Genomic DNA, 20,938 nt, shown 5'->3' with positions numbered 1-20,938 from the left:
GCAAGTTGCTTTGCACGTGAGAGCAAAAACTTGACTAAAACTCGGGGATGAGGTAGGCTATTCGCGACAAAGGGCCGGCTACCTTTGTCCTTGTGTGCGAAAAAGTCGGTACAGGAGGTCAGGGAGATGGCGCAGACCAAGGCGGAGATCCTCAAGGTGCTCAAGTCGGAAAAGGTGCGTTTCCTCAGGCTCCAGATCACGGACATCCTGGGCGTGGTCAAGAACGTGGAGGTCCCCGAGTCCCAGTTTGAGAAGGCCCTGGACGGGGAGATCATGTTTGACGGCTCCTCCATTGAGGGCTTCACCCGCATTGAGGAGTCGGACATGCTCCTGAGGCCGGACTACAACACCTTCGTCATCCTCCCCGAGGCCCTGGAGGAGCCGGGGCGGGGCCGGGTAGCCCGGCTCATATGCGACGTGGCCTACCCTGACGGCCGCCCCTTTGAGGGGGACCCCCGCTACGTCCTCAAGCGGCAGATAGAGCGGCTCAAGAAGCTCGGGTTTGACAACATGTACGCCGGCCCCGAGCCCGAGTTCTTCCTCTTCCTAAGGACCCCGGAGGGCCTCCCCACCACCGAGACCCACGACAAGGCGGGCTACTTTGACCTGGCCCCCATAGACAAGGGGGAGGAGGCCCGGCGGGACATGGTGAACGTCCTGGTGGCCATGGGCTTTGAGATCGAGGCCGCCCACCACGAGGTGGCCCCGGGCCAGCACGAGATTGACTTCAAGTACGCCGACGCCCTCACCACCGCCGACAACATCGCCACCTTCAAGTGGGTGGTGAAGCGGATTGCCCTCAACCACGGCCTCCACGCCACCTTCCTGCCCAAGCCCATCCGGGGCATCAACGGCAGCGGCATGCACACCCACCTCTCCCTCTTCAAAAACGGGGAGAACGCCTTCTTTGACCCCAAGGCCGAGTACCAGCTCTCCCGGACCGCCCTCCACTTCATCGCCGGGCTTCTGGAGCACGCCGCCGGGATGGTGGCCATCACCAACCCCCTGGTGAACTCCTACAAGCGCCTTACCCCGGGGTACGAGGCCCCCACCAACATCGCCTGGTCCGCCTCCAACCGCTCCGCCATGATCCGCATCCCCGCCCGGCGGGGCGTGGGCACCCGGGCGGAGCTCAGGATGCCCGACCCCTCCTCTAACCCCTATCTGGCCCTGGCGGTCATGGCCGCTGCGGGGCTGGACGGCATTGAGCGCAAGCTCCTCCCTCCTCCTCCCATCCAGCGCAACATCTACCGCATGACCGTAAGGGAACGGCGCCGGCACAAGATCCGTGAGCTCCCCGGAACCCTCCGCGAGGCCCTCGAGGCCCTGGAGAAGGACGCCGTGGTGCGGGAGGCCCTGGGAGAGCACGTTTACGAGCACTTTGTCCAGGCCAAGCAGATGGAGTGGGACGACTACCGGGTCACGGTCCACCAGTGGGAGCTAGACCGGTATCTGGCCACATACTAGCCCCGGGTATATTCACCCCCGCCCCCTGAAGGGGCAGGGGTTGACCCATGGGTCAGGCATAAACTTCCAGCGGGGCATTGACAAACCCACCTACCCCCCCCTTAGAATGGGGCCGCAACGCGAACGCGTGCTCTTACAGGAGGTGCGTATGAGGAAAGTCGGGCTTCTGGTAGCAGGTGCGGCCGCCTTAGGTATGGCCTTGGGCCAGGCCAACGTCATCAAGATCGCCACCCAGTCGCCGCTCTCGGGCCCTCAGGCCGCCCTGGGGGAGCAGATCAAGCTCGGGGCGGAGCTGGCGGTGGAGGAGGCCAAGGCCCGGTTCAAGGCCCTGGGCTTTGACCTGGTCCTGGTACCCTACGACGACCAGGCCAACCCCGACGTGGGCGTGGCCAACGCCAACCGCATCATCAACGATCCGGACATCCTGGGGGTGGTGGGCCACCTGAACTCCGGGGTGGCCATCCCCTCCAGCGAGGTCTACGCCCGGGTGGGGCTGGTCATGGTCTCCCCCGCCAACACCAACCCCCGGGTCACGGACCGCAGGCTGCCCAACGTGAACCGCATCTGCGGGCGGGACGACGTGCAGGGACCCGTGGGGGCAGAGTACGCCTTCAACAACCTCAAGGTGAGGAACGTCTTCGTCATCCACGACAAGACCGCCTACGGCCAGGGCTTGGCGGAGGAGTTCAAGAAGCGCTTTGAGGCCCTGGGCGGCAAGGCGGTGGCCTTCGTGGGCACCGAGGAGCAGTCCAACTTCGTGCCCATCATCAACCAGATCCGCGGGGCCAGGCCCGTGCCTCAGCTCATCTACTTCGGGGGCATCTACAGCCAGATCGGCCCCTTCGTCAAGCAGCTCCGCGAACGGGGCGTGAGGATCCGGCTCATGGGCGGGGACGGCCTGGACTCCAGCGAGTTTGTCCGCTTGGCGGGTAAGGACAACGCCGCCGGGACCTTCTACACCACGGTGGCCGGCCCCGTCTCCGCCTTCCCCAAGGCCAAGGCCGTGGCCCAGAAGTTTAAGCAAAAGTACGGTAAGGACATGGAGGGCTTCGGCATCTACGCCTACGACTCGGCCAACGTGATCCTCACCGCCCTGGAGAACGCCATCAAGGCCGCCGGCGGCAAGAAGCCCACCCGGGAGCAGGTGGCCCAGGAGGTGCGGAAGGTCAAGATGGAGGGGCTCACCGGCGCCATTGAGTTTGACGACAAGGGCGACAACAAGAAGGCCAAGTACTTCGTCATGCAGGTGGCCTCCACCGGCAACTGGGCAGACAACAAGCTGATCCGCGTCATTGAGATGGCGGCCCCCGGCGCCAAGTAAACTGAGGGGGACGCCTGGAGGGGGTGGCCTTCCGGCCACCCCCTCGGCCCGGAGAAAGGAGGCGTCTTGCTAGAGCAGATCCTAACCCTCTTGCCCCAGGTCATCTTTGACGGCTTCGTCCTGGGCTTCGTCTACGCCATGGTGGCCCTGGGGTACACCATGGTGTACGGGGTTTTGGAGCTCATCAACTTCGCTCACTCGGAGATCTTCATGATCGGGGCCGTGGTGGGGGTGGAGGTCTTCCGGTACCTGGCCCCCTCTGTGGGCAACGGCTTTCTCCTCCTCCTTTTGGCCCTGGTCCTGGGGGGGGTCATCGCCGGCCTCACCGCCATCCTGGTGGAGCGCTTCGCCTACCGTCCCTTGAGGAAGCGGGGCACCACCAACCGCCTGGTCCCCCTGATCACCGCCATCGGGGTGTCCTTCATCCTCCAGGACCTGGTACGCCTCATTGAGGGGCTCTGGCACAACGAGTTCTTCCTGCGCATGCGCACCGTGGAGGGCCTGGAGAGCTCCTTCAGCCTGTTTGGGGGCAGCGTCTTCATCCAGACCAAGAGCCTCATCCTCATCGGGGTGTCCATCCTGATGCTCGTGGGCCTCACCTACCTGGTGAACCGCACCAAGCTTGGGGTGGCCATCCGGGCCGTGGCCCAGGACCTGCAGACCGCAAGCCTCATGGGGATTGACCCCGACCGGATCATCTCCCGCACCTTCCTTATCGGGGGCTCCCTGGGCGGGGTGGCCGGGGTGCTCTTCGCCCTCCAGTACACCACGGTGAGCCCCTACGTGGGCTTCCTCCCCGGCATCAAGGCCTTCACCGCGGCGGTGCTGGGCGGCATCGGCAACATCCCCGGGGCCATGCTGGGGGGGCTGGTGCTGGGCCAGCTGGAGAACTTCTTCGGCACCTACCTCCCTATCCTGACCAACGGCAACTTCGGCACCGAGTACAAGGACGTGGTGGCCTTCCTCATCCTCATCCTCATCCTCCTGTTCCGGCCCCAGGGCCTCCTCGGCCAGATCGTGAGGGAGAAGGTATGACCCTAATCAGCTTCCTCCTCAGCCTGGCCTTTCTTCTTTTGTCCTGGCTCCTCCCCGGGGCCCTCTCCGCCTTTTTAGGCTTCGCCGCCCTGGCCTTCGCCGCCTTCGCCCGGCTCCCCCAGGGCCTTAGGGGGCTGAACCTGGCCCTCCTCACCCTGGGCTTCACCCTGGGGCTGAAGCTCTCCGGGAACACCCTGGGCCTCATTGGTCTGGTGGGGATTCTCGTGGCCCTCACCACCCTGCGCCTGCCCCTTTGGCTCCGCCTCCTCCTGGGGGCGGCCATCCTCCTCCTCTCGGTCCCCCTGGCGGGGTTCGCCAACACCTTCGTCTTTGAGCTGGGGATCCAGATCGGCATCTACGCGGCCATGGCCCTGGGCCTCAACGTGGTGGTGGGCATGGCGGGGCTTCTGGACCTGGGCTACGCCGCCTTCTTCGCCGTGGGGGCCTACACCTGGGCCATCTTCGGCTCGGAGCAGGCCAAGAACTTCCTGCAGGGCAGCTTCCCCCTGCCTGGGGAGTACATGTACCTCTTCATGGGGATCGCCATCGTCACCACCGCCCTCACCGGCCTCCTCATCGGCCTACCCGCCCTCCGCCTCCGGGGGGACTACCTGGCCATCGTCACCCTGGGCCTGGGGGAGGTGGTGCGCATCCTGGCCAACAACCTGGACCACCCCATCAACTTCACCAACGGGCCCCAGGGCATCACCCCTGTCCAGCGCCCTCCCATTGACTGGTTCCGCCACCTCATGGCCGGCCTGGGGGTGCGCCTGGACCAGACCACGGACTACCAGCTCTTCTTCTACCTCCTCGTCCTCCTCATGATCGGCCTGGTGATCCTGGTGAACGTGAACCTGGCCAACTCCCGGTTCGGCAGGGCCTGGGTGGCCATCCGGGAGGACGAGATCGCCGCCCGGTCCATGGGCATCCCCCTCCTGCCCACCAAGCTCCTGGCCTTCATGACCGGGGCGGCCTTCTCCGGGGTGATGGGGGTCATCTTCGCCGCCCAGCGCACCTTCGTCTCCCCCGAGTCCTTCACCCTCCTCGCCTCCATCAACATCCTGGCCATGGTCATCCTGGGCGGCATGGGCTCCATCCCCGGGGCCATCCTGGGGGCCGCAGCGCTTTCCATCCTGAACCTGGACATCCTGAAGACCTTCAGCGAGTTCGTGCGCACCAGCCTGCCCCAGATCCCCAACCAGGTGGACCCGGCCAAGTACGAGCGGCTGGTCCTGGGGATCATCCTGGTGCTCATGATGATCTACCGCCCGGAGGGGCTCATCCCCGAGAAGCGCCACCGGGCGGAGATGGAGGAAGCATGAAGGCCCTCGAGGTCCAAAACGCCACCAAGCGCTTCGGCGGCCTGGTGGCCGTGAACAACGTGAGCCTGGAGGTGAACCAGGGGGAGATCTTTTCCGTCATCGGCCCCAACGGAGCGGGCAAGACCACCTTCTTCAACCTGCTCACGGGCATCTACACCCCCGATGAGGGGAGGATCCTGCTCTTCGGCAAGGACGTGACGGGCTTTTCTCCCGACCGGGTGGCCAAGGAAGGGGTGGGGCGCACCTTCCAGAACATCCGCCTCTTCGGGGCCATGACCGTCTTGGAGAACCTCCTGGTGGGGATGCATATTCACATCCATGTCCCCTACTTCCACGCCCTCTTCCGCACCCCCCTGGCGCAAAGGGCGGAAAGGCGGGCCAAGGAGGAGGCGGAAAGGCTTCTGGACTACGTGGGCCTCCTCCACCGGAAGGACGAGCTGGCGCGGAACCTGCCCTACGGGGAGCAGCGCAAGCTGGAGATCGCTCGGGCCCTGGCCCTGAGGCCAAGGCTCCTCCTCCTGGACGAGCCCGCGGCGGGCATGAACCCTAGGGAGACGGAGGACCTCCAGGCCTTCATCCAGAGGCTCCGGGAGGAGCTCGGCATCACCGTGATCCTCATTGAGCACGACATGCGCCTGGTCATGCGTATCTCCGACCGCATCGCCGTCCTGGAGTACGGGGCCAAGATCGCCGAGGGCCCCCCCGAGGAGGTGCGCTGGAACCCCAGGGTCATCGAGGCCTACCTGGGCAAGGGGGCCGCGGGGGGTGCGGCATGAGCCTCTTGGAGCTCGTGGACGTCCACACCTACTACGGACACATCCACGCCCTGAAGGGGATCTCCCTCCGGGTAGAGGAGGGGGAGATCGTGACCCTGATCGGCTCCAACGGGGCAGGCAAAACCACCACCCTGCGCACCATCAGCGGCCTAGTGAAGCCCCGGCAGGGGGAGGTGCGCTTCCAGGGGAGGCCCATCCACCGCCTCCCCCCCCATGAGATCGTGGCCCTGGGGGTGGGGCACGTGCCCGAGGGGCGGAAGATCTTCCCCCGGCTCACCGTGGAGGAAAACCTGGAGATCGGGGCCTACCTGGAAAAGGACCGCAAGGTGGTGGAGGCGCGCAAGGACCAGGTCTTCGCCCTCTTTCCCCGCCTTCACGAGCGCCGCCACCAAAAAGGGGGAACCCTCTCCGGCGGGGAGCAGCAGATGCTGGCCATCGGCCGGGCCCTCATGCAAAACCCCCGCATCCTCCTCATGGACGAACCCTCCATGGGCCTGGCCCCGGTGCTGGTGGACTTCATCTTTGAAACCATCCAGCAGCTGAACCGGGAGGGGAAGACCATCCTCCTCGTGGAGCAAAACGCCCGCTTGGCCCTCCAGATCGCCCACCGGGGCTACGTCCTCGCCACGGGGGAGATCACCCTCTTTGGGCCCGCCGGGGAGCTGGCCCAGAACCCCGAGGTGCAGAAGGCCTACCTGGGGGAAGGCTAGGCCCTACCTGCGCTTGCGCCCCCGGAAGGGGGCGCCTTATACTTCAGGCGTAGCCTAAGGGGCGTGCCCCGGAAAGGAGCGGTATGAAAAAAGCTCTCCTCGGACTTTTGGTAGCGCTTGGCCTGGGCCTGGCCCAGAAGACCCTGGTCTTCGGGGCCAACGGGGAGCCGGTGAGCCTCGAGCCCGGCAACATCACGGACGGCATCTCCATCTACGTCCAGCGGCAGATCTACGACACCTTGGTGGACTTCAAGCCGGGGAGCACCGAGGTCACGGCGGGCCTGGCCACCAGCTGGTTCAGCAGCCAAGACGGCAAGGTCTGGACCTTCCGCCTGCGCCAGGGGGTACGGTTCCAGGACGGCACCGAGCTCACCGCCGAGGCGGTGAAGTTCAACGTGGAGCGGTGGTGGGACCCCAAGAACCCCACGCGGATTGACGCCGCCGCCCGCTACGAGATCTGGCCCGAGCTCTTCGGCGGTTTCAAGGGCGACCCCGGTTCCCTCCTGAAGGAGGTCCAGGTGGTGGACAAGTACACGGTGCGCTTCGTCCTCACCCAGCCCTTCCCCGCCTTCCCCGCCGCCATCGGCTCGGGCTACTTCGGCATCGCGAGCCCCTCCGCCATCCGCAAGGACGGGGCGAAGTATGGTTCCCCCACGGGAAGCGCCGTGGGCACCGGGCCCTTCCGCCTCGTGGAGTGGCGGCCCGGGGAGCAGATCGTCTTGGAGAGGAACCCCAATTACTGGCGCAAGGGCCTCCCCAAGATGGACCGGGTGGTCATCAAGGTCATCAAGGACCCCGCCGCCCGCCTGGCGGCCCTCAAGGCCGGGACGATTGACTTCACCACCGACATCCCCCCCGCCAACCTCAAGGACCTCGAGGCCGACCCGAACCTCCAGGCCGTCTTCCGCCCCTCGTTCAACGTGGGCTACCTGGCCCTGAACCCCGCCTACAAGCCCTTCTCCGACCCCAGGGTGCGCCAGGCCATCGCCATGGCCATCAACAAGAAGGCCATCGTCCAGGGCTTCTGGGGGAAGCTGGGGCTAACGGACGGGCACTTCACCCCCCCTTCCATGAGGGCCTTCCAGTCGCCCAAGGTGACGGACTACGAGTACAACCCCCAGAAGGCCAAAGCCCTCCTGGCGGAGGCGGGGTACCCGAACGGGTTTGACCTGGAGCTCTGGTACATGCCCGTCTCCCGGCCCTACTTCCCCACCCCCAAGGAGATCGCCGAGGCCATGGCCGCAGACCTCTCCGCCCTCGGCATCCGGGTGAAGCTCCAGACCAAGGACTGGGCCAGCTACCTGGCCGACCGCAAGAAGGCCCCCGGCTTCCAGGCCTACATGCTGGGCTGGACCGGGGACTACGGCGACCCGCAGAACTTCTACGATCCCCACTTCGCCTGCCCCATCGCCGACCTCTTTGACAGCGCAGGCAAGCCCCTCTGCGTGAAGGAGCTCGGCGACCTCCTCACCAAGGCGGCCACCACCCCGGGCCTCGAGGAGCGCAAGCGGCTTTACCAGCAGGCCGACGAGCTCACCTTCAACCTGGCCCTCCGCATCCCCATCGTCCACTCCCAGCCCCTCCTTGCCAAGCGGAGGAACGTGACCGGCTGGACCCCGAGCCCTCTGGGCTCCGAGTCCTTTGAGGCGGTGGAGAAGCGCTAGGCCCCTTTACCCCGGACCCCCCTCGGGGGGGTCCGGGCTTCTTGCGGAAACATGGGAAGTTATGTTTTGAGGCGGCTTTTAGGGCTGGTCCCGGTCCTCTTCGGGATCAGCCTCCTGGTCTTTCTTTTTCTCAAGCTCATCCCCGGGGACCCCGCCCAGGCCATCCTGGGGGAGCGGGGCAGCCCGGAACAGCTCGAGGCGCTACGGGAAAAGCTTGGGCTAAACCGCCCCCTCCACGTGCAGTACCTCGCCTTCCTCAGGAACGTGCTCACCGGGGACCTCGGGGTGAGCGCCGTCTCCACCATCCCCGTGGCCGAGGAGCTGAAGCGCCGTTGGCCCGCCACCTTTGAGCTGGCCCTGAGCGCCACCCTGGTGGCGGTGGCCCTGGGCATCCCCATGGGCATCCTGGCAGCGGTGCGCAGGAACAGCCTCCTGGACACCCTCTCCATGAGCCTCTCCCTCCTTGGGGTCTCCATCCCCGTCTTCTGGCTGGGCCTCCTCCTGGTCTACCTCTTCGCGGTGAACCTCCACTGGCTCCCCACCGGAGGAAGGCTTTCCACCGACCTGGCCCTGGACTTCCGCCCCATCACCGGCTTCTTGGTCCTGGACGGGCTGCTTTCCCTCAAGCCCCAGGTGGTGCTGGACGCCCTCCGGCACCTCCTCCTCCCCGCCCTCACCCTGGGCACCATCCCCTTGGCCATCCTGACCCGCATCACCCGAAGCGCCATGCTGGAGGTCCTCTCCCAGGACTACGTGCGCACCGCCCGGGCCAAGGGCCTCTCCGAACGCCAGGTGATCCTCAAGCACGCCCTAAAAAACGCCCTTCTGCCGGTGGTGACCATCGTGGGCCTCCAGTTCGGCACCCTCCTCGGCGGGGCCATCCTGACGGAGACCATCTTCTCCTGGCCGGGCATCGGCTCCTACATCTACGAGGGCATCCTGAACCGCGATTACCCGGTGGTCCAGGCCGGGGTCTTGGTGGTGGCCACGGCCTTCGTCCTGGTCAACCTCCTGGTGGACCTTTCCTACGCCCTCCTGGACCCCCGCATCCAGTACCGGTGAGCCATGGAAACCCCCACTCGGAGAGCCTTAAGACGCTTCCTGAAGTCCCCCTCGGGCAAGGTGGGGCTGGTCCTCACCCTGGGCCTCGTGCTCCTCGCCCTCCTGATCCCCCTCCTCAAGCCCTACGATCCGGCCACGGACCGGGACTACCTCTCCCGCCTGACCCCCCCTTCCTGGGCCCACCCCTTCGGCACCGACCAGCTGGGCCGGGACATCTTCACCCGGGTGCTGCACGGGAGCCGCATCTCCCTGCAGGTGGGCGTGGTCTCGGTGGCCTTCGGCCTGGCCCTCGGCACCCTCCTGGGGCTCTTGGCGGGGTTTTTCCGGGGGCGCACGGAGCTTTTGATCGGCTGGCTGGCCGACCTCCTCCTGGCCTTTCCCGGAACGCTCCTCGCCATCGCCATCGTGGCCGTCTCGGGACCCAGCCTGCAAAACGCCATGCTGGCCATCGGCATCGTGCAGGTGCCGGTCTACATCCGCCTGGCCCGGGCCGTGGTCCTCTCCTTGCGGGAGCAGGACTTCGTGCAGGCGGCCATCGCCCTGGGCGCGGGCAACGGCCGCCTCCTCTTCAAGCACATCCTTCCCGGCACCCTCCCCCCCCTCGTGGTCCAGGCCACCCTCTCCATCGGGACGGCCACCCTCGAGGCCGCCGCCTTGGGCTTCCTCGGCCTCGGGGCCCAGCCCCCGGCCCCCGAGTGGGGGGCCATGATCGCCGACAGCTTCAAGGGGGGGTACGCCATGAACGCCCCCTGGACGATGATCTTCCCCGGGCTCTTCATCGTCCTCACCGTGCTCGCCTTCAACCTCCTGGGGGACGGCCTGCGGGACGCCCTAGACCCCCGGAGCCCCTAGGGAGCTCAAGGGAAGCTTAAGGATCCGGGGGGCCCAAGGGCTATGATGGAGCCATGAAGGCGTGGCGCCTTCCCCTTCTCCTCCTGCCCCTCCTCGCCGCCTGCGAGGTGCTTCAGGGCACGGGCTACCGGGTGGCCGAGGCCCAGCTCCTCTTCCCCGAGGCCACGGAGCGCTGGGCCTACTTCTACGGGGAGCCCCGGGAGGTGCGGCTCTCCGAGAAGACCCTCAGGCTGGAAAGGCCTCGAGGGGAGAGCCTTTGGGCTGTTCCCGAAGCCCTCTGGGTGGACGGCAACCCCCTCCTCAGGGAGGTGGGGCCGGCCCTGAGGCCTCCCGCCGAGGCGGTGCGGGGGGTTTCGGGAAGCCTCCTGGAGGTGCGGGCCCAGGCCCCCTTGCGCTCCAGCTGGCTCTACGACGGGGTGGGCTGGGTGCGGCTCACCGGAGGCCTGAGGGAGGGGGAAAGGCGTACCCTGGTCCAGCCGGCCAGCTACCAAACCCCGGACCTCTCCGCCTTCACCGGCCCCGAGACCCAGGTCCTCCTGCGGGAGGTCCTCGCCCGGCGGGGGGGGCGGCAGGTGGTGCTCTTTGAGCTGGCCGAGCCCGTTCTGAAGCCTTTGGCCCTGGACCCGGCCCCCGAGGCCTACCGGGTCGGCGCCCTTTCCGTGCAGTACGGGCTTAGAGTGGAGATCGTGGCCCCGCCCGCGCCCCTCTTCCGCATCCTGGACCGGGGGGTAAACGCCGCCTACCAGGAGGAGGCCCCGAGGGCCTTCCTGGCCAACGACCCCAACCGCTTCGCCGAGGTCTGGAACCTGGTGGTGCAAAACCGCCTTCCCCGCCCCCCGGCCCCGAGCGTGGACTTCCGCAACAGAAGCGTGGCCGCCTTCTTCCGGGGCCTCAAACCCACAGGGGGGTACGGCCTCGAGGTGGCCGGGGTCACCTACGCCGGGGACGCCGCCCGGGTGGTCCTCACCCTCACCGCCCCCAGGCCGGGGGCCATCGTCACCCAGGCCCTGACCAGCCCCTACGTGGTCCTGGAGCTCCAGAAGGTGCGCCGGGTCGTCTTCACCGACCCTGCGGGGAGGACCCTGGCGGAGGCCCGGGACTAAGCCGTCCCCTCAAGGCTCCCACCAGGTAGAGGGACCCGGTGGCGAGGACGGGTAGCCCGTCCTCGTGGGCCCTGGCCACGGCCTCGAGGAGAGCTTCCCAGGGATCCTCAAAGAACGGCTCCCCAAGCTCCCGCCCCAGGGCCCCTTCCCCAGCCCGGGTGTAGCGGACGCTTTGCGCCTTGGGCAGCAGGTGGGCTAGAACCCCCTTCGCGTCCTTCCGGGGGAAGGCGCCAAAAACGAGGTGGTAGGCGGCAAACTCCCGGGCGAGGGCCTCCGCTGCCGGGGGGTTGTGGGCCCCGTCCAGGTAGACCTCTACCCCCCCCAGGAGGAAACGCTCCAGGCGGCCAGGGTTTTCCGCTTCCCGGAGCCCCCGGGCGATGGCCTCCTCGGGAAGGCCTAGGAGGCGGAGGGCGGCCGCCGCCAGGCGGGCGTTCTGCTCCTGGAAGGCCCCCCTCAGGGCGGGGGGGGCGGGGAGGGCGAAAAGGGGGTCCTGGGGGTCCAGGACGAAAAGGGGCGCCCCCCGTTCCTCCGCCACCCGCCGCGCCACCTCCAGGCCCACCCCCTTGGCCCCCGTGACCACGGGCACCCCCTCCCGGAAGGCCCCCGCCTTCTCCCGGGCCACGGCCTCCAGACTCCCCCCCAAGGCCTCGAGGTGGTCCTCCCCCACGTGGGTGAGGACGGTGAGGACCACCCGGGAAAGGGCGTTGGTGGCGTCCTTCTCCCCTCCCACCCCGGCCTCCACCGCCGCCAGGGCCACCCCCACCTCCCGGAAGTGCTGGAAGGCCAGGGCGGTGGCGAGGTCAAAGAAGCCCGGGGGCTCCTCCCAGGCCTCGCCCCTCGCCCACTCCACGAAGCCCACCACCCTCTCCTCGGGGATGAGGCCCAGGTGGGTGCGGATGCGCTCACGAAAGTCCAGGAGGTGGGGGCTGGTGTAGGCCCCGTAGAGGAGGCCCCGGGCACGGAAGGCGGCCTCGAGGTAGGCCACCACGCTCCCCTTGCCGTTGGTGCCGAGGACGTGCACCGCCGGGAAGGCCCCCTCGGGGTGGCCGAGGCGGGCGAGGAGCGCCCGTACCCGCTCCGTCCCCCGGGGGCCCTGCCGCCTCTTCCCGTACAGCCAGTCCAGGGCCTCGCGGTAGGTCATGGCCTAGTCCGCATACTGCAGGCGGTAGAGGGTGGCGTAGTACCCCCCCTTTTCCAGGAGGGCCTCGTGGGTGCCCTCCTCCACCAGCCTTCCCTTGCGGAAGACCAGGATGCGGTCCACCCTGCGGATGGTGGAGAGGCGGTGGGCGATGAGGATGGCCGTCCTCCCCTCCATGGCCCGGTAGAGGGCCTCCTGCAGGCGGGCCTCCGTCTCCGAGTCCACGTTGGCCGTGGCCTCGTCCAGGATGAGGAGGAGTTCAGGGCTCATGAGGAGGGCCCGCACCAGGGCCAAAAGCTGCTTCTCCCCCGTGGAAAGCCCCGCCCCCCGTTCCCCAAGAAGGGTGTGGTAGCCCTGGGGTAGGCGCAGGATCGCCTCGTGCACCCCCAGAAACCTGGCCACCTCCACCACCCTCTCCTCGGGAATGGAGGGGTCAAAGAGGCGGAGGTTGTCCAAGACGGTGCCGGAGAAGAGGAAGGGGTCCTGGAGGACGATGCCGATATGGCGTCGGAGCTCCTCCTGGCGGTAGCGCCGCACGTCCTCCCCGTCTAGAAGGACCTGGCCCCTCTGGGGGTCGTAGAAGCGGGCGATGAGGCTCACCACGCTGGTCTTCCCCGCCCCCGTGGCCCCCACCAGGGCCACCTTCTCCCCGGGGCGGATGTGGAAGGAAACCCCCTTGAGCACAAAGTCCCCCTCCGAGGGCTCCACCCCCTTGGGGGTGTAGGCGAGCCAGACGTCCCTAAACTCCACCTCCCCCCGGAAGCGCCGGATGGGCTTGGGGTGGGGAGGGTCCTTGAGCTCCTCCTCCGCGTCCAGGATGCCGAAGATGCGCTCGGCGCTGGCCATGGCCCCCTGGAAGAGGTTGAACTTGTCCGAAAGGTCCTGGAGAGGCTGGAAGAGCTGGCGGGTGTAGTCCACAAAGGCCACCAGGAGGCCCAAGGAAGCGGCTCCCCGCACCACCTCTCCCCCACCGACGAAGAGGAGGCCCGCCACCGCCAGGTCCCCCAGAAAGCCCACCACAGGGAAGAAGAGGGCGAACCAGCGGATGATCTCCACCCAGGCCCGGAGGAGGTCTTGGCTCAGGCGGTCAAACCGCTCCTCCCGCTCCTTCTCCTTCACAAAGAGCTGGATGGTCTCCACCCCGGAGAGGTTTTCCTGAAGGGCGGCGTTAAGGCGGGCAAGCCTCAGGCGCATCTCCCGGTAGGCGGCCCGCATACCGTTCCGCACCCAGGCCGTGACCCAAAGGAGGATGGGGACCACCAGGAGGACCACCAGGGTGAGCTTGGGGCTAAGGAAGAGCATGAAGGCGAGGAGGCCCACGAGGGTAAAGAGGTCGGCGATGACCCCCACGAGCCCCCCGGTGATGAACTGGTTGATGGCGTCCACGTCGGAGGTGATCCGGGTCATGAGGCGGCCCACGGGATTCCGGTCGTAAAAGCCCGGGTGGAGGCGCATGAACTTGGCGAAGAGGGCGCTCCTCAGGTCAAAGAGGACCCGTTGTCCCACCCACTGGATGAGGTAGGTCTCGGCGTAGGTGGCGGCGAAGTTCACCCCCCGCACCAGGAGGAAGCCCAGGCTCAACCCCAAAAGGAGGGCGAAGCGCTCGGAAAGGGGCTTGGCCTCCTTGGGCACCAGGGCCCCGTCAATGGCCCACTTGAAGAAGAGGGGGGTGGCGGCGGCGGTGAGGGTGGCGAGGAGGAGAAAGAAGAGGGCGAGCCCCACCTGGAGGCGGTAGGGCCTGACGTACTCCAGAATTCGGGCGAAAAGAACCCGGTCAAACGCCTTGCTGTAGGCGTCCTCCTGGATCATTCCTCCACCTCTTGCTCCATACGCTGGATGCGGTCCAGCTCGGCGTAGAGGCCGCCCGCCTCGAGGAGGCTCTCGTGGGTGCCCTCCTCCACGATCCTCCCCCCATCCAAGACGATGATCCAGTCGGCGTGGCGCAGGGTGGCGGTGCGGTGGGAGATGAGGAAGGTGGTCTGGCGGCCGAGGACCGTCTTCAGGCCCTGGAGGATCCGGGCCTCGGTCTCGGTGTCCACGGCGCTTAGGGCGTCATCCAGGATGAGGACCTTGGGCCTCTTGGCCAGGGCCCGGGCCAGGGCCACCCGCTGGCGCTGGCCGCCGGAGAGGGTGATGCCCCGCTCCCCCAGCACGGTCCCATAGCCCCCAGGGAAGGAGAGGATCTCCTCGTGGATGCCCGCCAGCTTCGCCGCCCACTCCACCCGCTCCCGGTCAGGCCTTTCCAGCCCGAAGGCCAGGTTGTCCAGGAGGGTTTCGCTGAAGAGGAAGGGCTCCTGAGGGGCCACCCCCACCGCCCGCCTGAGGGCGGCGAGGGGAATCCGGCGGACCTCGTATCCCCCCACCAGGACCTGGCCCTCCGTGGGGTCCAAAAGCCTCGGCACCAGGGCGGCGAGGAGGCTCTTCCCGGCACCGGTGCGCCCGGTAATGCCCAGGGTCATGCCCTCGGGTACGGTGAGGGTGATGTCCTTAAGGAGCCACCGCCCCCCCACCTGAAGCCCCACCCCCTGGAAGCGCACCTCCCCCGAGAGGTCCTCCGGGGAGAGGGGCAGGGGGTCTTCGTCCCGGATGCGGGGCTTCTCGTCCAGAAGCTCCAGAAGCCGCCTAAGGCTGGTGAGGCCCCGCTGGTACATGGCCAGGACCCAGCCCAGGCCCAGGATGGGCCAGGTGAGCTGGGCCAGGTAGGCGTTGAACTGCACCAGCTGGCCCAAGGAGAGCTCCCCTTGCACCACCATCCTCCCCCCCACCCAGAGCACCGTAAGGAAGGCAAAGCCCATGAGGAAGCCCAGGAGGGCGTGCATGGGCCCCTCCACCCGGGCCAGGGCCAGGCTCCTTTCCACATACTCCCGGTTCAGGGCCTGGAAGCGGGACAGCATCCGGCCCTCGATGGCGTACCCCTTCACCACCCGGACGCCGCTGAAGGCCTCCTGAGCCAGGGTGCTGATCCGGTCAAAGGCCTCCTGGGCCTCCCGGTAGCGGCGGTCCACGAGCCTCAGGAGGTAGAACATGAAGAGGCCGATGGCGGGCAGGATCAGGGTAAGGTAGAAGGCCAGGCGGGCGTTCACCGCATACATGGAGCCGAAGGCCAAGAGGACCAAAAAGGAGAGGCGGCTGCCCATCATGACCCCCGGGCCCACCATCTCCCGCACCGCAGAAAGGTCGGTGTTCAGGCGGTTCATCAAGTCCCCCACCCGCGTCCCCTGGTAGAAGCCCCGGTCCAGGCGGAGGAGGTGGTGGAAGAGGTCCCGCCTCAGGTCGTACTCCACCTGGCGGCTCGCCACCACGGAGAGGCGGCGCATGAGGTAGGAGAGGAGGCCAGAGGCCCCGGCCGCGAGGAGAAGGCCGAGGGCGTAGTGCCCGTAGGGCCCGCCGCGGCCGAGGGCGTCCACGGCCAGGCGGAGAAAGTAGGGCCCCAGGACGAAAAAACCGATGGAAAGGAGGCCTGCCCCCACCCCGAGGAGGTACGGCCCCCGGTAGGGGGCCAGGTAGGGCAGGAGGCGGCGGAGGGCTGACCGCTCGGTCATGCCTCCCAGTCTACCCTAGCCTCGCCCCGCACACTAAGTGCCCCCACATAGCTTCCAGGAATCGGGGCCACCCCAGGCAGGGAGTGGCCGGCTCCTGCCAGCGGGGGCGCTCCCCAGGGCCTTTGCTTTCCCGATAGAGGGGGCGGAGGCGACTGGGGTGGGGCCGCAGCCCCCCAGGGCGCGGACCAGAAGGAGGGGCCTAGCGCAAAAGAAGCCGCACCTCCTTCCCCCGCTCCACCTCCCCCTGCCGGGCTTTTACCTGAAGGGAAAGCGCCGCAAGGGATCCGGTAAAGCGCTCTGCCTCCCTGAAAAGGGCCTCCTCCACCCGGAAGGTCCCCACAAAGACCCACGGGGGGCCTTCCCCTTCACGCCTAAGGGGAAGGGCCCCGGTGGGCAAGACGAGGTGGACCTCCTCCGCGGGGAACAGGGTCTCCACCCGCACCCGCACCCTCTCCCCCAGGGAGGCTCGAGGGGGGTCCAGCCGCACCGAGAGGAGTTCCTTTCCCGGGTTCAGAGGGAGGAGGACCCGGCTCTCCCCTCCTTTTGCCCTTAGGACCACCTCCAGCCTTTCCCGGGCCTCCCAGGGCACCTGGAAGAGGAGGACGAGGTCGTCTCCCTCCCGCCTTTCCCCCAGGACGGGCAGGGAGAGGAAGACTCCCCCAGGAGAACCCCCCTCCAGGCGCACCCGCACCTGGGCCACCTCCCCTGGGGCCACCTCGAGGGGCCACTCCACCCTCAGGGGCCGCGCCTCGGGGAGGGCCTCAACGGGGAGGGGGGCGAAGGCGAGGGGGACCTCCTCCTCGGCGAGGGGTCTCAAGACTACCTCCCGTTCCTCTGCACGGAAGCCCGGGAGCGCCTCAGGAAGGAGGCGGTAGGTCCCCGGGAAGAGGAAGGCCTCGCCGCCACAGGGCACGAAGGCCCCCACCTCCCCCACCAGGTGGGCTCCCCGCCCCCCGCCCTCGCACCGGAGGCGAAGGACGGAGGCGGGCCTTAGGGCGAGGACGGGAGGGGGGTCGCCCGGTTTCCAAGAGACCTCGGTGGGAAAGGCGAGAAGCCCCTCGGGGGGAAGGGCCTTGAGGCGGGCCCCAGCCCTCGGCGCGTAGAGGCGAAACCGCCCGTTTTCGTCCGTTTCCACAGGGGCGAGGCCCCCCTCCACCCTCGCCCCCCTCACGGGCTTCCCCAAGAGCTCCACCCGGCCTTCCAAGGGCACCTCCTCGTACCCCCCGAGGGCGAGGGTGACCTCCTCGGGCACGGGTAAGCGGAAGGCGTAGCTCCCAAAGAGCCCGAACCAGAGCCCCCTCCCGTCCCCTCTTCCCTCGAGCCTCAAGGCGTAGGGGGCCTCCCGCCACTCCAGGAAGCCCAAAAGCCCCGAGGAGGAGAGGTCCAGGCCCAGGGCCAGGGGGGCCTCGAGGTAGCCCACCCCCAGGCCAAAGGCAACGGCGGAGCCGAACTCCAGCCGACCCCTGAGGGAAAAGGGAGGGCGCGTGTACCCCGCCTGGAGGCCCAGGGTGGGCCCTCCTCCGTAGCCCACCCGGAGGGCGTAGGTGAAGCCCCCCTCCGATCCCGCGTACCCCAGGCGGAAGGTGGGGCCCGAAGGGGAGAACCCCCCTTCCCCTTCCCACCCCTTTGTGGCGAACCCCAGGTAGGCCCCGCCTTCCCACCGGGCGTAAAGGCGGGAGTCGCCGTAGCGCTCCAGCCGCAGGGAAACCCCCTCAGGTTTGGCCAAGGGGAGGGTGCCGGAGAAGGCCCAGGTGCCGTCGGCCAAGCCCACGCTCAAGGCCTCGAGGGAGAGGCGGAAGCGGTAGAGGGCCTCTCCCGAGTACGCCACCTCCAAGGCGGGCGGGTAGCCCAGGGTCCCCTCCCAGGGGCCTTCCCGAAGGCCAAGCCGGGCCTCCTCTATTCCCCGTCCTCCCGTCGCCCTAAACCCAAAGGAAAGGTTTCCTGTGCCCACCCCCACCCTGACGGAGGGATGGGGTCCCTCCAGGGCGAGGGCGAGGCGTACCTCCCGGGAGAGGCCTCCCTCCAAGGCGAGCCGGAGGGAGGGGGGTGCCCCGGAAGCGTACTCCCCCTCCAGAAGGCCCGAAAGGGTGTAGGGAAGGGGCCTCCCTCCCTCGGGGCGCACCCGGACCAGGTAGAAGACCTCCTTCCTTCCCTCCCAGAGGAGGCCCAGGCGGAGGAGGCCGAAGCCCGATAGGGGAATCTCCGCTTGCCTCTCCTCCCCGGGGGAAAGGGAGAGGGCGAGGGGAGAGAAGGCCACCTCGCTCCCCTCGGCGGGAGCGAGCTGTACCCTTAGGGACAGGTTTCCCTCGTTCTTTAGGGCGAGGCGCAGGCTCCTTCCCGCCACCTCCCCGGGCACCTGGGCCCTAAGCCTGGCTACGGCCTCTACGGTCACCTCTTTGCAGAAAGTCTTCTCCGAAGCGACCCGGAGGCACACCCGGTAGCTCCCAGGGGGGAAGCGAGGGGGCACCTCCACCGCCACCAGGACCACGCCCCCGTCCGAGGCTTGGGGGGCGAGGAGGAGGGGGAGGTCGGAGGCCACCTCCAAAGGCCCCGGGGGGAGGCCCGGGAAGGGGAGGACCACCACCTCGCCGGGCCTCGCCCCCAGGGCCAGGGCGAGGAGGGGTAGGACGGAAAGGAGCCTCAAGGCAGTCCCCAAGGGTCAGTTCTTCTGCAGGCTATAGGTCAGGGTGAGGACCCCCTGGGCGGGAAGGGAAGGGAAGGCGTCGGTTGGGGAAAGCTCCAAGAAGTAGTAGACCCAGAGGATCGCCGTGGTGTTGCGGGCCACGCTGGCGAGGCCCATGTTGTCGGGCACGGCGGAGAGGAGGGTGGGGGTAGGGACGTGGCTGGTGGCGTTCCCTGAGACCACCTGGACGAGCACGTAGAGGCGTCCTTGCCAGTCCCCGGGCACGGGGAGGCTTCCGGTCATGCCGGTTACCCGGAAGCACCGGGTGTTGCCCGCCCCGCAGAGCACTCCCCCCCCGCCGCCTCCCTTCGGGGTGGTGAGGGTGCAGGCCACCCGCTCCCCTGACCCGCCCACCACCTGCGTGGGCAGGAAGCGCATGGAGGAGGCGCCCCCCAAAAGGAGGAGGTAGGAGGCGAGGTTCGCCACGTAGTAGCTCTGCCCCCCCACGGTGAGGGTCTGGAGGGGGCCGGAAGCGGAGAAGTCAAAGAGGAGGTCGGTGGCGTCGCAGGAGGCGGTCTGGGCCCAGGCCCGGGAGAACCCGAGGAGAAGGAGGAGGGCTAGGGCACGTCCCACGTTCCCTCCGCCGCGTACCGCCCGTAGGCGCCCTCCAGGATCAGGGCCACCCGGTAGCGCCCCCTAGGGAGGGGAGGGTCGGGCCTCAGGAAAAGCTCCCGGTATCCGCCCGGGAAGACGGGGACCGCCTCCAGGGGAAGCCTCGCCACCTCCCTGCCCTCCCCGTCAAAGACCCGGGCTTCCCCCGAGACCCTCTCTAGGACGTTCCCCGGGTTCTCCAGGAGGAGGGGAAGGCTCTCCCCCGCTCCCCCCACCTTCGCCCGGAAGGCCGGGCGCTCCGTGCCCCGGAGGGTCAGGTAGACGGCGAGGCCGAGTTCGGGGCGGACGGAAAGCCGCACCCCTCCCCTCTCCAGGGGCCTTGGGCTCGCGGAGAACACCACCAGGCAGGCGAGGGTGCCCTCTCCTTGGGGGGCCTTCACCCGGACCCGGACCTCGGCGCTCCCCCCGGGCGGGAGGACGAGGGCGGTGGGGGCCACCTCGAGGTGGGGGCAGAGGTTCCGCTTGGGGCTTTCCACCACGTTCCCCCTGGGATCCAAGGCGAAGGGAAGGAGGCGGACCTGGAGGGCCTCCTCCCGGGGGAGGCCGTTCTTGAGGACCACCCGCTCTTCGGCGCTTCCCCCAAAGGGAAGGGCGAACTCCAGCCTCGCCGGGGAGAGGGTGAGGTCGGCCTGGGCCAGGGCGAGGGGGAGGAGGGCCAAGAAGAGGGCGTTTAGGCCAAGGGCGAGGCGTTTCATGGTCCCGTCTAAAGAAAGGGGAAGGGGCCTTCGCCCCCTCCCCGGCTCCCCCTCCTCAGGGCGAGGTGAGGAGGAGGTTGAGGGTGATGCTTTCGTTCAGGCCACTGAGGGGGATGTCGTCGTTGATGTCCATGGTGAAGAGATAGTAGAGCTTGTACACCGACTTGCCCTGGCCTCCCCCGAGGGTGGCACCGAAGAGGGGGAGACCCTGAGCGATTGGGGTGGGCGACAGAGTTAACGAAGTCCCTTTCCCGGAGAGCTTCTCGGCGAAGACCTTCACCCGGTTGTTGCCCAGGCTGAGGGTGCCCCCGATGCTGTCCACCTTCACCGTCCACTGGGCCCGATTGGTCTTGACGGTGACGGTACCGTACTCCGCGTTCGTCCCCGCAACGGACGAGGGGGCGAAGTCCTGGGTGGGGCCTGCCTCCAGGAAGTTGAGGTAGGCCGCCCTGGAGGCTTTGGTGTAGGGGGTACCGCCCACGGTGGTGGTCTCCGTGCCCTGGAGGGTGGCGTCGGTGAAGTCAAACAGGTAGTCCGTGGCGTCCAGGCTGAGCTGGAGGACGGAAGGGACCTTCACCGTGACCGTGTGGCTGTCCGTGTTGGTCTGGGCCAGGGCGAGGCCCGAGAGCAGGACCGATAGGATCCCAAGGCCGATAAGCTTCCTCATGCTCTGCACCTCCTTGTGCAGAGGGCCGGTCGCGCCACTCGCTCCCCCTCGGCCCCTGGCGCCCGTCTTGGGCTCGAGGGTTCACCGCTTCCCTCAAGATCCACCTTACCGGCGCGTGTGAAAACTGTGTGAAAGACCAGTTTGTGTGAAAGCTGCGTGAAAACCTAAAGGGCAGGCCATCAACCCCTCGCATCCCTTTTGACCCGAAGAGGCCCATTTTGGTCTTGAAGGCGGGGATAAGGAGCCCCCGGCAGGGGTGGGAGGACCGCCGCCTCATGCCAACCCCGCC

The 20,938-nt window shown here is 67.9% G+C and carries 17 protein-coding genes; 10 read left to right on the top strand and 7 right to left on the bottom strand.

The annotated features are described in order from the left end of the window. The first annotated feature begins 126 nt into the window (after positions 1-126). From glnA to H531_RS0108775, 10 genes are all read left to right on the top strand, one after another. Positions 127-1,467, top strand: coding sequence for a type I glutamate--ammonia ligase (gene glnA, locus H531_RS0108820; protein ID WP_022798990.1), 1,341 nt, complete (start codon positions 127-129; stop codon positions 1,465-1,467). 148 nt (positions 1,468-1,615) lie between these two features. Beyond that, positions 1,616-2,788: a branched-chain amino acid ABC transporter substrate-binding protein gene (locus H531_RS0108815; RefSeq protein WP_028490756.1), complete on the top strand. Its 1,173-nt coding sequence runs from the start codon at positions 1,616-1,618 to the stop codon at positions 2,786-2,788. 66 nt (positions 2,789-2,854) lie between these two features. Next, positions 2,855-3,823, top strand: a complete 969-nt coding sequence (locus H531_RS0108810) for a branched-chain amino acid ABC transporter permease (RefSeq protein ID WP_022798988.1) — start codon at positions 2,855-2,857, stop codon at positions 3,821-3,823. After that, positions 3,820-5,145 carry a branched-chain amino acid ABC transporter permease gene (locus H531_RS0108805; protein ID WP_022798987.1) on the top strand — a complete coding sequence of 442 codons (1,326 nt, stop codon included), beginning with the start codon at positions 3,820-3,822 and terminating at the stop codon, positions 5,143-5,145. Before H531_RS0108810 ends, H531_RS0108805 begins: the two co-directional genes overlap by 4 nt. Further along, positions 5,142-5,921, top strand: a complete 780-nt coding sequence (locus tag H531_RS0108800; protein WP_022798986.1) for an ABC transporter ATP-binding protein — start codon at positions 5,142-5,144, stop codon at positions 5,919-5,921. The genes H531_RS0108805 and H531_RS0108800 overlap by 4 nt, the downstream gene beginning before the upstream one ends. Continuing rightward, positions 5,918-6,631: an ABC transporter ATP-binding protein gene (locus H531_RS0108795; RefSeq protein WP_022798985.1), complete on the top strand. Its 714-nt coding sequence runs from the start codon at positions 5,918-5,920 to the stop codon at positions 6,629-6,631. Before H531_RS0108800 ends, H531_RS0108795 begins: the two co-directional genes overlap by 4 nt. Before the next feature lie 83 nt (positions 6,632-6,714). Further along, positions 6,715-8,295: an ABC transporter substrate-binding protein gene (locus tag H531_RS0108790; RefSeq protein WP_022798984.1), complete on the top strand. Its 1,581-nt coding sequence runs from the start codon at positions 6,715-6,717 to the stop codon at positions 8,293-8,295. 51 nt (positions 8,296-8,346) lie between these two features. Further along, positions 8,347-9,357 carry an ABC transporter permease gene (locus H531_RS0108785; RefSeq protein ID WP_022798983.1) on the top strand — a complete coding sequence of 337 codons (1,011 nt, stop codon included), beginning with the start codon at positions 8,347-8,349 and terminating at the stop codon, positions 9,355-9,357. 3 nt (positions 9,358-9,360) lie between these two features. Continuing rightward, the gene (locus H531_RS0108780; protein WP_022798982.1) at positions 9,361-10,209 is read left to right on the top strand and encodes an ABC transporter permease; all 849 of its coding nucleotides are present in this window, start codon (positions 9,361-9,363) and stop codon (positions 10,207-10,209) included. Between the two features lie 53 nt (positions 10,210-10,262). Then, positions 10,263-11,312 (top strand): protease complex subunit PrcB family protein, encoded by a 1,050-nt coding sequence (locus H531_RS0108775; protein ID WP_022798981.1) that lies wholly within the window; start codon positions 10,263-10,265, stop codon positions 11,310-11,312. Here the strand turns inward: H531_RS0108775 and H531_RS0108770 are convergent. From H531_RS0108770 to H531_RS0108740, 7 genes are all read right to left on the bottom strand, one after another. Then, positions 11,269-12,453: a bifunctional folylpolyglutamate synthase/dihydrofolate synthase gene (locus H531_RS0108770; RefSeq protein ID WP_022798980.1), complete on the bottom strand. Its 1,185-nt coding sequence runs from the start codon at positions 12,451-12,453 to the stop codon at positions 11,269-11,271. The genes H531_RS0108775 and H531_RS0108770 overlap by 44 nt on opposite strands. A gap of 3 nt (positions 12,454-12,456) precedes the next feature. Beyond that, positions 12,457-14,259, bottom strand: a complete 1,803-nt coding sequence (locus H531_RS0108765) for an ABC transporter ATP-binding protein (RefSeq protein ID WP_022798979.1) — start codon at positions 14,257-14,259, stop codon at positions 12,457-12,459. After that, positions 14,256-15,992, bottom strand: a complete 1,737-nt coding sequence (locus H531_RS0108760) for an ABC transporter ATP-binding protein (protein ID WP_022798978.1) — start codon at positions 15,990-15,992, stop codon at positions 14,256-14,258. The genes H531_RS0108765 and H531_RS0108760 overlap by 4 nt, the downstream gene beginning before the upstream one ends. 199 nt (positions 15,993-16,191) lie before the next feature. After that, the gene (locus tag H531_RS15100; RefSeq protein WP_022798977.1) at positions 16,192-18,636 is read right to left on the bottom strand and encodes a S1 domain-containing protein; all 2,445 of its coding nucleotides are present in this window, start codon (positions 18,634-18,636) and stop codon (positions 16,192-16,194) included. A gap of 15 nt (positions 18,637-18,651) precedes the next feature. Then, positions 18,652-19,248 (bottom strand): hypothetical protein, encoded by a 597-nt coding sequence (locus H531_RS0108750; RefSeq protein WP_022798976.1) that lies wholly within the window; start codon positions 19,246-19,248, stop codon positions 18,652-18,654. Beyond that, on the bottom strand, positions 19,233-19,982 hold the full coding sequence (locus H531_RS0108745) for a COG1470 family protein (protein ID WP_022798975.1): 750 nt from the start codon (positions 19,980-19,982) through the stop codon (positions 19,233-19,235). The genes H531_RS0108750 and H531_RS0108745 overlap by 16 nt, the downstream gene beginning before the upstream one ends. A 55-nt stretch (positions 19,983-20,037) precedes the next feature. Further along, positions 20,038-20,649: a hypothetical protein gene (locus tag H531_RS0108740; protein ID WP_022798974.1), complete on the bottom strand. Its 612-nt coding sequence runs from the start codon at positions 20,647-20,649 to the stop codon at positions 20,038-20,040. Positions 20,650-20,938 lie beyond the last annotated feature (289 nt).

Source organism: Thermus islandicus DSM 21543 (assembly GCF_000421625.1).
GTDB lineage: Bacteria > Deinococcota > Deinococci > Deinococcales > Thermaceae > Thermus > Thermus islandicus.
Note: the sequence above shows the minus strand (reverse complement) of the source record. Positions and strands in the feature narration are given on the sequence as shown.